This window comes from Pseudomonas sp. R62 (genome assembly GCF_000257605.1).
Taxonomy (GTDB): Bacteria; Pseudomonadota; Gammaproteobacteria; order Pseudomonadales; family Pseudomonadaceae; genus Aquipseudomonas; species Aquipseudomonas atacamensis.
Map to the genome: position 1 here is coordinate 89,674 of NZ_JH635998.1, position 12,097 is coordinate 101,770.

General features: G+C 61.5%; 12 protein-coding genes and 1 pseudogene. 8 read left to right on the forward strand and 5 right to left on the reverse strand.

From position 1 onward, the window contains the following. Positions 1-6 precede the first annotated feature (6 nt). Positions 7-774 (forward strand): DODA-type extradiol aromatic ring-opening family dioxygenase, encoded by a 768-nt coding sequence (locus OQK_RS01880; RefSeq protein WP_016770858.1) that lies wholly within the window; start codon positions 7-9, stop codon positions 772-774. Between the two features lie 116 nt (positions 775-890). Here the strand turns inward: OQK_RS01880 and OQK_RS01885 are convergent, their stop codons facing one another. Further along, a complete protein-coding gene (locus tag OQK_RS01885) occupies positions 891-2,564 on the reverse strand; it encodes a DEAD/DEAH box helicase (RefSeq protein WP_016770859.1) in 1,674 nt (557 codons plus the stop codon). Positions 2,565-2,982: 418 nt separating this feature from the next. Here OQK_RS01885 and OQK_RS01890 point away from each other — a divergent pair, with 418 nt between their 5' ends. Beyond that, on the forward strand, positions 2,983-3,774 hold the full coding sequence (locus OQK_RS01890) for a crotonase/enoyl-CoA hydratase family protein (protein WP_016770860.1): 792 nt from the start codon (positions 2,983-2,985) through the stop codon (positions 3,772-3,774). Between the two features lie 109 nt (positions 3,775-3,883). Here the strand turns inward: OQK_RS01890 and OQK_RS01895 are convergent, their stop codons facing one another. Then, positions 3,884-4,639, reverse strand: a complete 756-nt coding sequence (locus OQK_RS01895; protein WP_016770861.1) for a spermidine synthase — start codon at positions 4,637-4,639, stop codon at positions 3,884-3,886. A 151-nt stretch (positions 4,640-4,790) separates the two neighbouring features. On the opposite strand from OQK_RS01895, the gene OQK_RS01900 reads away from it, so the two are divergent. Next, positions 4,791-6,137 carry a class II 3-deoxy-7-phosphoheptulonate synthase gene (locus OQK_RS01900; protein WP_038861070.1) on the forward strand — a complete coding sequence of 449 codons (1,347 nt, stop codon included), beginning with the start codon at positions 4,791-4,793 and terminating at the stop codon, positions 6,135-6,137. Between the two features lie 89 nt (positions 6,138-6,226). On the opposite strand, the gene OQK_RS01905 is transcribed toward OQK_RS01900, so the two are convergent. Both OQK_RS01905 and OQK_RS01910 read right to left on the reverse strand, forming a co-directional pair. Beyond that, a complete protein-coding gene (locus OQK_RS01905; protein ID WP_016770863.1) occupies positions 6,227-7,453 on the reverse strand; it encodes a winged helix-turn-helix domain-containing protein in 1,227 nt (408 codons plus the stop codon). Between the two features lie 64 nt (positions 7,454-7,517). Then, entirely contained in the window at positions 7,518-7,739 is a 222-nt protein-coding gene (locus tag OQK_RS01910) for a DUF1127 domain-containing protein (protein WP_016770864.1), read from the reverse strand. A 97-nt stretch (positions 7,740-7,836) separates the two neighbouring features. On the opposite strand from OQK_RS01910, the gene OQK_RS01915 reads away from it, so the two are divergent. Continuing rightward, positions 7,837-8,691, forward strand: a complete 855-nt coding sequence (locus tag OQK_RS01915) for a LysR substrate-binding domain-containing protein (protein ID WP_174823892.1) — start codon at positions 7,837-7,839, stop codon at positions 8,689-8,691. On the opposite strand, the gene OQK_RS01920 is transcribed toward OQK_RS01915, so the two are convergent. Then, positions 8,681-9,427, reverse strand: coding sequence for a sulfite exporter TauE/SafE family protein (locus OQK_RS01920; RefSeq protein ID WP_221264894.1), 747 nt, complete (start codon positions 9,425-9,427; stop codon positions 8,681-8,683). The two genes, OQK_RS01915 and OQK_RS01920, sit on opposite strands and share 11 nt — an antisense overlap. Before the next feature lie 112 nt (positions 9,428-9,539). Between OQK_RS01920 and OQK_RS01925 the strand changes: the two genes are divergently transcribed. The 4 genes and pseudogenes from OQK_RS01925 to OQK_RS01940 all read left to right on the forward strand — a co-directional run. Beyond that, positions 9,540-10,496, forward strand: coding sequence for a LysR substrate-binding domain-containing protein (locus tag OQK_RS01925; RefSeq protein ID WP_016770867.1), 957 nt, complete (start codon positions 9,540-9,542; stop codon positions 10,494-10,496). 75 nt (positions 10,497-10,571) lie between these two features. Next, positions 10,572-11,027 (forward strand): MarR family winged helix-turn-helix transcriptional regulator, encoded by a 456-nt coding sequence (locus OQK_RS01930; protein ID WP_016770868.1) that lies wholly within the window; start codon positions 10,572-10,574, stop codon positions 11,025-11,027. Between the two features lie 341 nt (positions 11,028-11,368). Next, positions 11,369-11,788 (forward strand): organic hydroperoxide resistance protein, encoded by a 420-nt coding sequence (locus OQK_RS01935; RefSeq protein ID WP_007940002.1) that lies wholly within the window; start codon positions 11,369-11,371, stop codon positions 11,786-11,788. Between the two features lie 37 nt (positions 11,789-11,825). Next, a pseudogene (locus OQK_RS01940) lies at positions 11,826-12,097 on the forward strand (alpha/beta hydrolase); the annotation flags it as partial.

Sequence of the window (12,097 nt, forward strand, 5' to 3'; positions counted from 1 at the left end):
CCGTCCATGTTGCCCAGCCTGTTTATCTCCCACGGTTCACCGATGCTCGCGCTGGAGCCCGGTGCCAGCGGCCCGGCACTGGCGCGACTGGCCGCCGAACTGCCGCGCCCCAAAGCCATCGTCATCGTCTCGGCGCACTGGGAAAGCCAGGAACTGCTGGTCAGCAGCCACCCGCATCCGGAAACCTGGCACGACTTCGGCGGTTTCCCCCGTGCGCTGTTTGAAGTTCAGTACCCGGCACCGGGCAATCCGCAGCTGGCCGCCGAAGTGGCTGAACTGCTGAACGCCCATGAATTGCCGGCTCGGCTCGATCCGCAACGACCGTTCGATCATGGTGTCTGGGTGCCGCTGTCGTTGATGTATCCGCAGGCCGACATTCCGGTGGTGCAAGTCTCGCTGCCGAGTCGTGGCGGGCCGGCGTTACAGACGCGGGTTGGCCGTGCGCTGGCGAGCCTGCGCGAACACGGCATTCTGTTGATCGGCTCCGGCAGCATCACCCACAACCTCCGCGAGCTGGACTGGCATGCCGGCCCGGAAAGCATTGAACCGTGGGCGCGGGATTTTCGTGACTGGATGATCGACAAACTGGCGGCCGACGATGAAACGGCGCTGCATGATTATCGCCAGCAGGCGCCGAATGCCGTGCGCAGTCACCCCAGTGATGAGCATTTGTTGCCGTTGTATTTTGCTCGCGGTGCTGGCGGGGTTTTCAGCGTGGCGCATCAGGGTTTCACGATGGGGGCGCTGGGTATGGATATATATCGCTTCGGCTGACGTCATCGCTGGCAAGCCAGCTCCCACAGGGTTTTGTGTGAACCCAAAAAGCAGGCAAAAAAATCCCCGAACCAGTCGGGGATTTTTTATGTTCGATCAATCAGCCCAAAGGCGGATCAATCTTCGCGGTAGCGACGCAGCTTGAGCTGCTTACCAGCCACGCGAGTGTCCTTCAGCTTGGTCAGGAGTTTTTCCAGACCTTCTTCCGGCAGCTCGACGAGGCTGAAGCTGTCACGCACCTGGATGCGACCGATCGCTTCACGGGCCAGACCGCCTTCGTTGAGGATGGCGCCCAGCAGGTTTTTCGCAGCGATACCGTCACGCGCACCCAGCGCGGTACGGCAACGAGCACGGCCTTCGCCCAAAGGCATTGGCGCGCGACGCTCGCGGTCACCACGATCAGGACGATCACCGGAACGCTCAGGACGGTCGCCACGCGGTGCGTTGTTCGGCACCAGTGGACGTTCCTTCTCGATCGCTGCCAGGTTCAGCGCTTGACCGTTGGTAGCCTTGCGCAGCAGCGCAGCGGCCAGTGCACGCGGGGTGCAACCGATGTCGGCAGTCAGGCGATCAAGCAGCTCACCGTGAGTCGATTCGGCATCAGCAACCAGCGGCGACAGGCTGTTGGTCAGTTTCTTGATGCGTGCATCGAGAACGGCTTGAGCGTCTGGCAGGCGTACTTCGGCAACTTTCTGACCGGTTACGCGCTCGATCACTTGCAGCATGCGGCGCTCACGTGGAGTCACCAGCAGCAGTGCACGACCTTCGCGACCGGCACGGCCGGTACGGCCGATACGGTGCACGTAGGATTCCGGGTCGTACGGCATGTCAACGTTGAATACGTGAGTGATGCGCGGAACGTCCAGACCACGGGCAGCAACGTCGGTGGCGACAACGATGTCCAGACGGCCATCCTTGAGCGAGTCGATCACGCGCTCACGCTGGTTCTGGGCGATATCACCGTTCAACGCGGCGGCTTTGTAGCCTTTGGCGTCGAGGGCGCTGGCCAGGTCCAGGGTCGCTTGCTTGGTGCGCACGAACATGATCAGGGCGTCGAAGTCTTCGACTTCCAGCAGGCTGAGTACGGCCGAGGTTTTCTGGTCAGCGTGAACCAACAGGTGAGCCTGTTCGATCGCGGTAACGGTCTGGGTCTTGGTCTGGATCTTGACGTGTTGCGGATCGCGCAGGTGGCGTTCGGCAATGGCGCGGATCGACTGCGGCAGGGTCGCCGAGAACAGCACGGTCTGGCGGGTCGATGGCAGAGCCTTGAAGATGACTTCCAGGTCATCCATGAAGCCCAGCTTCAACATTTCGTCAGCTTCGTCGAGAACCAGATGGTTCACGGTCGACAGGACTTTCTCGTCGCGACGCAGGTGGTCGCACAGACGACCCGGAGTAGCGACAACAATCTGTGCGCCATTACGGATTGCCTTGAGTTGCGGGCCCATCGGCGCACCGCCGTAGACAGCCACGACGGTAACGCCTGGCATTTGCTTGGCGTAGGTTTCAAAAGCGGTTGCTACTTGCAGCGCCAACTCTCGGGTTGGCGCCAGGATCAGGGCTTGCGGTTCGCGCTTGGCAGGATCGATGCGGTGCAGAATAGGCAGTGCGAACGCGGCGGTTTTACCGGTACCGGTTTGCGCCTGGCCAATCATGTCCTGGCCGGCCATGATGATCGGGATCGATTGCTGCTGAATCGCCGAAGGCTCTTCGTAGCCAGTCGCTGCGACGGCTGCAAGAATATTCGGGTTGAGATTAAAAGCGGCGAATCCGCCGGTTTCCTGGGTCATGGGTCTGCCTCTAAGTGCATCCGCAAAGACCCATGCTCCAAAGCTGCGCATGCCGTGTTGAGACTCAAGAGTCGCCCTGGCAGCTTTGTCGGCGGGGATTTGCGAAAACGAATGAATGAAGATGAATCGTCAAGGAAGAGCCCGCAATGCGGACGTGCAGCCGAAGCTGACTTCGGGAAATGCGCTACCTAAACGCGGCCCGGTTAAAGGCCGGCGCGCACTATACCGGATTTCGCCCGAAAAGGGAGCTTTTTTTGTGGCCCTTATCCGTGTGTCACCGCCGTGTAACGGGGTTTTGCGGATAATCGCGCAACGGTCTATTTTGCAAAGGCCCGGCCCTGCGGGCGATGACGCTTAAACGGTTCACCGACCTGCGGCAAAGCGCCGCGCACCCGCCTTCCTGCTTGAGGATTTAGCCATGAATCAGCCCTGCGCCGGCCGCGTCAGCCGAGAACGTCGTGGTCATGTGCACTTGATCGGCCTCGATCGGGGGGCCAAGCGCAACGCTTTCGATATCGACCTGCTCAACGACCTTAGCCTGGCCTACGGCGAATTCGAAGCCGACCGCGAAGCGCGGGTCGCCGTGGTGTTCGGCCATGGCGAACACTTCACCGCCGGGCTTGATCTGGTCAATGCCAGCGCGGCGCTGGCCGAAGGTTGGCAGGTTCCGAGCGGCGGCTGCGATCCCTGGGGCGTTTTCGTCGGACCACGGGTAAGCAAGCCGGTGATTGTCGCCGCGCAGGGTTACTGCCTGACTATCGGCATCGAGCTGATGCTGGCGGCGGACATCAACCTGTGCGCGAGCAACACTCGCTTCGCGCAGATGGAAGTACAGCGTGGGATCTTTCCGTTTGGCGGCGCGACTTTGCGTTTCCAGCAGATCGCCGGCTGGGGCAACGCGATGCGCTGGCTGCTGACTGGCGATGAATTTGATGCCCACGATGCGTTGCATCTGGGCCTGGTGCAGGAAGTAATGGCCAGTGAGGATTTGCTGCCAAGGGCGATTGAGCTGGCCGAACGGATTGCCCGGCAGGCACCGTTGGGCGTGCAGGCGACCTTGATGTCAGCGCGACAGGCGCGTTATGAGGGTGAGACAGCGGCGGCGCAGGCGTTACCGGCGCTGGTGAAGAAGTTGCTCGCCACTGAGGATGCCCGGGAGGGGGTGCGATCGTTGGTGGAGCGGCGTCCGGGGATCTTCAAAGGCGTCTGAAGATTCTGCTGCCTGTCAGGGCCTCTTCGCGAGCAGGCTCGCTCCCACAGGGAGAATGCATTTCAAATGTGGGAGCGAGCCTGCTCGCGAAGGGGGCGGTACTGCCGGCTCAGGTCGCCGGGCGAATCGCGTTGATCAACGACTGCAACGAATAACCCAGCTGCGGCGCCAGCGCTTCGGCTCGTTGGGTCAGCGCCTGCATGTCCAGCGCCTGATCGAGATCCGCCGGAACGATCAGAATCACGTTGCCCTCCTTCACCGGCAACTCCCAGTAATGCCGGTGATAGAGCCCGCGCAACAACGCCGCGCCCAGTGGCTTGCCATCGTCGGTGGCCCACTGGTTGATCACCAGCCAGCCGCCCGGATTCAGGCGCTTCTGACAATCGCCGAGAAAACTCCAGGCCAGATGCCCGACACCGGGACCGACATCGGTATAGAGGTCGACGAAAATCAGATCCGCCGGCTCGGCAGTCGGCAGCAATTCCAGCGCATCGCCGACGCGGATGTACAACCGCGGATCGTCATCCAGACCGAGGTACTCGATGGCCAGACGCGGCACGTCCGGGCGCAGTTCGATGGCTTCGACGTCTTCCAGCGGCAGAAACTTCAGGCATGACTGGGTCAGCGTGCCCGCGCCCAAACCGAGAAACAGCGCGCTCTCCGGCTGCTCGTGGCACAGCGCGCCGATCAGCATCGCGCGGGTGTAGTCGTACTCCAGCCAGCTCGGGTCGGCAGTGAACACGCAGCTCTGCTCGATCGCATCGCCGAACTCGAGAAAGCGGTAATCGGCCACTTCCAGCACGCGAATCACGCCGAACTCATCCTGTACTTCGGCGAGCAGATGCTCGACGCGCTCCTCAGTCATTTCGTCTCCTGATGGTCACCGGGCGCGGTGACGCGATGGCACCGCTGTGGCGCCGTGGCAAAGCGGCGATTGTCGGCGATGGGGCGGGAGCAGGTCACGCACTAATTACTGCTAACATGGCGCTTCCCTGCGTATGAACTTCGAGACCGTGATGAGCCAACCGTGGAGCCCTGACAGCTGGCGCGCCCTGCCGATCCAGCAACAACCGCAATACCCCGACGCCGCGCACCTGCGCCAGGTCGAGCAAACCCTGGCCAGCTATCCGCCGCTGGTGTTCGCCGGCGAAGCGCGCGAGCTGCGCCGCCAGTTCGCCGAAGTCACCCAGGGTCGCGCGTTTCTGTTGCAGGGCGGCGATTGCGCGGAAAGCTTCGCCGAATTTTCCGCCGCGAAGATCCGCGACACCTTCAAAGTGTTGCTGCAAATGGCAATCGTCATGACCTTCGCCGCTGGCTGCCCGGTGGTCAAGGTCGGGCGCATGGCCGGCCAGTTCGCCAAACCGCGTTCGGCCAACGACGAAACCATCGGCGGCGTAACCCTGCCGGCCTACCGTGGCGACATCGTCAACGGCATCGGCTTCGACGAAAAGAGCCGCGTGCCCGATCCGGAGCGTTTGCTGCAGTCCTATCATCAGTCCACAGCAACCTTGAACCTGTTGCGCGCTTTCGCCCAGGGCGGTTTTGCCGACCTGCATCAAGTGCACAAGTGGAACCTGGATTTCATCGCCAACTCGGCGCTGGCCGAGAAGTACAGCCACCTCGCCGACCGCATCGATGAAACCCTCGCGTTCATGCGCGCCTGCGGCATGGACAGCTCGCCGCAACTGCGCGAAACCAGTTTCTTCACCGCCCACGAAGCGTTGCTGCTGAACTACGAAGAAGCCTTCGTACGCCGCGACAGCCTGACCAACGATTACTACGATTGCTCGGCGCACATGCTGTGGATCGGCGACCGCACGCGTCAGCTCGACGGCGCGCACGTTGAATTCCTGCGCGGGGTGAACAACCCGATCGGGGTCAAAGTCGGCCCGAGCATGAACCCTGATGACCTGATCCGCCTGATCGACGTGCTCAACCCGGACAACGATCCGGGCCGCTTGAACCTGATCGCGCGGATGGGTGCGAACAAGGTCGGCGATCATCTGCCGGCACTGATCCGCGCGGTCCAGCGCGAAGGCAAGCAAGTGCTGTGGAGCTCCGACCCGATGCACGGCAACACCATCAAGGCCAGCAGCGGCTACAAGACCCGTGACTTCGCGCAGATCCTTGGCGAGGTGAAGCAGTTCTTCCAGGTGCACGAAGCGGAAGGCAGCTATGCCGGCGGCATTCACATCGAGATGACCGGACAGAATGTCACCGAGTGCATCGGCGGCGCGCGGCCGATTACCGAGGACGGCTTGTCCGACCGTTATCACACCCACTGCGATCCGCGGATGAATGCTGACCAGTCGCTGGAATTGGCTTTTTTGATTGCCGAAACCCTGAAGCAAGTCCGCCGCTAGACCGCGTCGCCTCCCTTCGCGAGCAGGCTCGCTCCCACATTTGCAATGCGTTTCCCTGTGGGAGCGAGCCTGCTCGCGAAAGGGCCGGCTCAAGCAATCCCAATCCGCGCCAATGCCACCCGCAACCGCCCCGCACTCTCGCGCTGACAATTCAACTGCACCCGCTCAAGCCCCAACCAACCCGCCATCCGCCGCAGATTCAGTGCCAGCGCCAGCATGCCCTCCTCGTCCAGTCCCGATTCTTCCTCATGCACCGCATGCACCGCCAACTGCCCTGCCGCCCGTTCGGCACGCAGATCAACCCGCGCGGCGATCCGCTCGTTGTGCAAAAACGGCAGCACGTAATAGCCGTAAACCCGCTTGGGCTGCGGTGTGTAGATTTCCAGGCGATAGCGGAAATCGAACAGGCGCTCAGTGCGGCTGCGTTCCCAGATCAGCGAGTCGAACGGCGACAGCAGCGCACTGGCAATGACCTTGCGCGGCACTTTGGGCTCCGGCAGGCAATAGGCGATCTGCCGCCAGTCGGCGACTTCACACATCTGCAATTGACCAGCTTCAACCAACTCAGCCAGACGCGGCCGAGCATCCGCAGGGCTCAGGCGAAAGTAATCGCGCAGGTCTTTTTCCGTACCAACGCCCAATGCTTGCGCCGCATGCAACAGCAAACCGCGTTGCGCCTCGGTCTCGTCCGGCGTGGGCTGTTGCAGGATCGCAGGAGGAATCACCCGCTCGGGCAAATCGTACAAGCGCTCGAAACCGCGTCGCCCCGCCACTGTGACCTCACCGGCGGCGAACAACCATTCCAGCGCGTGTTTCTCGGCACTCCAGTCCCACCATGGCCCGGCCTTGTCTTCGCGGGTCGACAGACTGCCGGCACCCAGCGCGCCTCGCTCCTCAACCGCAGTCAGCACGCGGCGAATGGTTTCCTGTTGTTCGCGACCAAACCTCGCCAGTTGCTGATAGATGTCTTCGCCACGCTTGGCGCGTTGCATGCGCCAACCCAGCAACGGGTACATCGACAGCGGCAACAGCGACGCTTCATGGCCCCAGTATTCGAACAGCGTGCGCCGACGCCCCGAACTCCAGGCAGCCTGGTCGAGCAAGTCAGAGGGGTAGGAACCGAGACGGGAAAACAGCGGCAGGTAGTGCGAGCGCACCACGGCATTGACGGAATCGATTTGCAGCAGGCACAGCCGTTCGATCAGCCGGTTGAGATGACTGGCATTGACGGTCGGCGGCTGGCGCCCGTTGAACCCTTGGGCGGCCAGCGCCAGACGTCGCGCCTGTTTGAGGGAAAAGGACACTGTCGCGGGCATTTATTCCTCCATGCCTGCTCGCAACCTACCTCACCTGAAAGGGGTTTGTGTAGCGATAGCCTCATCATTTATGCATCGGGTCGTCCCAGAACGGCCGCACGGTTTCATGCTCGACATCGGCGCGGCTGATGCCGATGTCCTTCAGCGCCTCATCGCTCAGACCGGCGAGCATTTCCCGTTCACGATGCAGCTCATACCAGCGGCTGAATTTGTGCAGCAGATCGGACACGATATGGCCGTGGCCGGACAGCTGTTCTTGGCTTGCATACTCTCTTTGACCTTTCATCGTCTTGCCTCCTTTTGTGGATGGCTCAAGTCTCTCTCCGGCGCTAAGATCAATCCAACGAATGTTTCTGATGGCATGCATCACGGAGATTCATCAATTGTCCGCCTACCCCAGTATCGATACCGATGTCCTGCGCACCTTCGTCGCGATTGCCGATCAGGGCGGTTTCACCCGTGCCGGCGAGATGGTCAACCGCACCCAGTCGGCGGTGAGCATGCAGATGAAACGTCTGGAAGAAGACGTGTTGCAGCGCCAGCTGTTCGAGCGCGATGGCCGTCAGGTGCGGCTTACGGCTGAAGGCCAAGTGCTGCTCGGTTACGCGCGGCGCATCCTCAAACTGCACAGTGAGGTGTTCAACACCCTGCGCGAGCCGCACATGGTCGGCACCGTGCGCATCGGTACGCCGGATGATTATGTGATGCGTTTTCTGCCGGGGATCCTGTCGCGGTTCGCGCAGTTCTATCCGCTGATCCAGATCGAAGTGCATTGCGAATCGACCAAACAACTGTTGCAGCGCACTGATCTGGACTTGTCGATCGTCACCCGTGAGCCGGGCAACGAGATCGGCCAGTTGCTGCGCAAGGAGCGCTTTGTCTGGGCCGAGGCGCAGAACTTCAGCGCCCATGAACAGACGCCGCTGCCCCTGGCGATGTTCAACAGTGATTGTTTCTGCCGCTTGTGGGCGTGCAATGCGCTGGACGCGATGGGCCGCGATTACCGCATCGCCTACAACAGCAGCAGCCTGTCGGCGCTGATGGCCGTGGTCAGCGCAGGGCTGGCGATCACCGCGCAACTGGAGAGTCTGATCACCCCCGACATGCGCATCCTTGGCGCCGCCGAAGACCTGCCACTGCTGCCCGAGGCGAGCATCATGCTGATCCGCAATCTGAACAACCCGTCGCCGATCACCGAGTGCCTGGCCGAACACATTGTCGAGGGCTTCAAACTTTAAACGCGAGCATCACCGCACACAGCACCAGGAAGCCGCAGAACAGCCCGCGCAGAATTTTTTCCGGCATGGCGTGGGCAACTTTCACGCCCCAACTGATGCTGAGCAGACCCCCGACCGCCAGAGGCAGACCGATCATCCAGTCGACTTCATGGTGCACGGCGTAGGTCACCAGGGTTACACCAGTGCTCGGCAGGGCCAGCGCCAGCGACAATCCCTGAGCGACCACTTGGCTGGTGCCGAACAGGCTGGTCAGCACCGGCGTGGCCACCACTGCACCGCCGACGCCGAACAGACCGCCCATGGTCCCCGAGGCGGCGCCGAGCACGCCCAGCCACGGCCACGAATAGCGCATCTCGGCAGTCGGCGCTGGTCGCGGACCGAACATCTTCAACAGGTTGTAGGCCGACAGCGCCACCAGAAAGGCAACAAATCCGATGCGCATGGTCTGCGCATCAATGCCCACCGCCCAGATCGAGCCAAGCCAGGCAAAGCAGAAACCCATCACCGCCAGCGGCAGCGCATGGCGCAATTCGATGCGATTGCGCTGGTGATAACGCCACAGCGCCAGCATCACGTTCGGTACCACCATCACCAGCGCCGTGCCTTGGGCGATCTGCTGATCAAGCCCAAACCACACGCCAAGCAACGGAATCGCAATCAAGCCACCGCCAATACCAAAGATGCCGCCCAATGTGCCCAGGGCGGCGCCGAACAGCAGGTACAACAGAAAATCCATCACAACGGTAATCCTCTAACGACAGGCGACCAATGCTACGCACTCGCGCCTAGCGGGGAAACGCATAGCAACGCACAATGGCTGTGCCGATTTTGCACAAGTGTGATTTCCCATGAACCCCAATCAATTGACCGATCAGCTCGGCCTGTTTCTCGATGTGCTGGAGAGTGGCAGCTTTTCTGCCGCTTCGCGCCGCCATCCGCTGACGCCTTCCGCCGTAGCCCGGCGCATCGACAGCCTGGAAAGTGCCGTCGGCAGTCAGCTGTTCGTGCGTAGCACCCATGCCGTGCTACCGACTTCGGCCGGACTGGCCTTTGCCGAACGAGCGCGACGGATCATCGCCGAGTTGCAACTGGCGCGTGCCGAAGCGGTGTCATTGAGCAGTGCACCGGAAGGCCTGATCCGCATCGATGCGCCAGCAGCCTTCGGGCGGCGGCATCTGGCACCGGTGATTGCCGACTTTCTCTTGCTGTACCCTGGACTGGATGTGCAGATGCACCTGATCGACAGCTTCAGCGACATGGCCGGCAGCAGCCTGGGCAAGGTCGATCTGGTGCTGCGTACCGGGCAGTTGGCCGATTCGCGCCTGGTTGCCACGCCACTGGCGAGTATGGTCCGCGTCGCCTGCGCCAGCCCTGACTACCTCAAGCAGCGCGGCGTGCCCGAGCATCCGGCGCAGTTGAGTGAACACGACGGGCTCGACTGGGAAGGCCTTGCGCCGCCGTTTGCCTGGAAATTCGAAGTGGACGGGCAAATGCAATTGCACCGGCCATCGCGGGTGCGCCTGAGCGCCAACAATGCCGAAGCTCTGGCGTGTGGCGCGGCGGCGGGTCTGGGCGTCGCACACTTGCCGACCTGGCTGGCCAGCGAATACTTGCTGCGTGGCGAGCTGGTGCCGCTGTTTTGTGAAAACGGCCTGCCGCCGCCGGAGTCCACCGGCATTTACGCGCTGCGCATGGAACAGCAGGTCCATTCGCGCAGTCGGTTATTGCTGGAATATCTAAAAACCCGCTTCAGCCCGGTGCCGCCGTGGGATCTGGCGCTGCAACGGCAATTCGCCCGGCACTGACGCCGGACATATTTATCTGGCGCCTTAAAGATTCGAGCGCTAGATTAAAAAACGATCAACGATCAAGGCTTTGACATGACTTCCGACCGCGACAACTGCGACGACCTTCTGCTCGACAATCAGGCGTGCTTCGCTCTGCACTCGACCTCGCTGATGATGACCAAGGTCTACAAGCCGCTGTTGCAGGCGCTGGGCCTGACCTATCCGCAGTATCTGGCGATGATGGTGTTGTGGGAGAAGGACGGTTTGACTGTCGGAGAAATCAGCGCACGCCTGCTGACCGATCCGGGATCGCTGACGCCATTGCTCAAGCGTCTGGAAGCCGAAGGCCTGCTCAGCCGCACCCGCAGTCGCGAAGATGAGCGGGTGGTGATTGTCGAACTGACCGCAGCGGGCCGCGCCTTGCGCGACAAAGCGCAGACCGTGCCGCAGTGCATTCTTGGCGCCAGTGGCTTCACCCTTGAACGTCTGCAGAAGTTGCAGGCCGAGCTGCAAGCGCTGCGCGGACATCTGCAAGACAGCCTGACCTGATCCTCATTTCCGAGCACAACACTGTCCCTGTGGGAGCGGGCTTGCCCGCGATGGCGACCTGTCAGCCGACATCATTTTGACTGACACTCCGTCTTCGCGGGCAAGCCCGCTCCCACACTAATTTTCAACGCCTACAAAAAATATTTTCCACGCCTGAATTTCCTCGCCAAGCGCTCTAGATCAAGCCTTACATTCCCCTTCCATCGGTCGCCCTCAAGCAAAACGCGCTTCTGTTCGAAAATTTATCTTGCGCACTAAACATTAGCGCTATACATTCTCTTCACACCTACTTAGCGCGCAAACAATTAGCGCACAAAACCACAACCAATGAGGCTCATATCATGCAAACTCTCTACACCGCAATCGCAACTTCCACTGGCGGCCGTGACGGTCGTGCGATCTCCAGCGACAACGTACTCGACGTCAAACTGGCCACCCCGAAAGAACTCGGTGGTGCTGGCGGCGCGGCGACCAACCCTGAGCAACTGTTCGCTGCCGGTTACTCGGCCTGCTTCATCGGCGCACTGAAATTCGTCGCCAGCCAGACCAAGCGCAAGATTCCTGACGACGCGTCGATTACCGCGCATGTCGGCATCGGCCAGATCCCTGGCGGTTTCGGTCTGGACATCGATTTGCACATCAGCCTGCCGGGCCTGGAACAAGCCGACGCGCAGTCGCTGGTCGACGCCGCTCACCAGGTCTGCCCGTACTCCAACGCCACCCGTGGCAACGTCGATGTCCGTCTGCACGTGACTGTGTAATCACTCAAGCCCCCGGCCCGAACAAGGAAAAATGAACATGAACACTTTCAGCAAAGTCTTGACCGGTACCCTTCTCGCCCTGTCGGTACACAGCGCTTTCGCCGGTGATGTCGAACACAACACCCAGGCATTTCTCGATGCGCTGAATTCGGGCAGCGGCAAGCCGATCGAGCAGCTGTCGCCCAAGGATGCCCGCGCCGTGCTGGTCGGCGCGCAGTCCGGGGTCAAGTTGACGTTGCCCAAAGCCGATGTCAGCGAGAAGACCATCCAGGTCGATGGTCAACCGCTGAGCCTGACCATCGTCCGGCC

Bases quoted from the DNA above. Each gene is read 5' to 3' on its own strand.
- OQK_RS01885 (WP_016770859.1), bottom strand. From the start codon at position 2,564: ATGACCCAGGAAACCGGCGGATTCGCCGCTTTTAATCTCAACCCGAAT.
- OQK_RS01925 (WP_016770867.1), top strand. From the start codon at position 9,540: ATGAACCCCAATCAATTGACCGATCAGCTCGGCCTGTTTCTCGATGTG.
- OQK_RS01890 (WP_016770860.1), top strand. From the start codon at position 2,983: ATGAATCAGCCCTGCGCCGGCCGCGTCAGCCGAGAACGTCGTGGTCAT.
- OQK_RS01905 (WP_016770863.1), bottom strand. From the start codon at position 7,453: ATGCCCGCGACAGTGTCCTTTTCCCTCAAACAGGCGCGACGTCTGGCG.
- OQK_RS01895 (WP_016770861.1), bottom strand. From the start codon at position 4,639: ATGACTGAGGAGCGCGTCGAGCATCTGCTCGCCGAAGTACAGGATGAG.
- OQK_RS01930 (WP_016770868.1), top strand. From the start codon at position 10,572: ATGACTTCCGACCGCGACAACTGCGACGACCTTCTGCTCGACAATCAG.
- OQK_RS01920 (WP_221264894.1), bottom strand. From the start codon at position 9,427: ATGGATTTTCTGTTGTACCTGCTGTTCGGCGCCGCCCTGGGCACATTG.
- OQK_RS01935 (WP_007940002.1), top strand. From the start codon at position 11,369: ATGCAAACTCTCTACACCGCAATCGCAACTTCCACTGGCGGCCGTGAC.
- OQK_RS01910 (WP_016770864.1), bottom strand. From the start codon at position 7,739: ATGAAAGGTCAAAGAGAGTATGCAAGCCAAGAACAGCTGTCCGGCCAC.
- OQK_RS01900 (WP_038861070.1), top strand. From the start codon at position 4,791: ATGAGCCAACCGTGGAGCCCTGACAGCTGGCGCGCCCTGCCGATCCAG.
- OQK_RS01880 (WP_016770858.1), top strand. From the start codon at position 7: ATGTTGCCCAGCCTGTTTATCTCCCACGGTTCACCGATGCTCGCGCTG.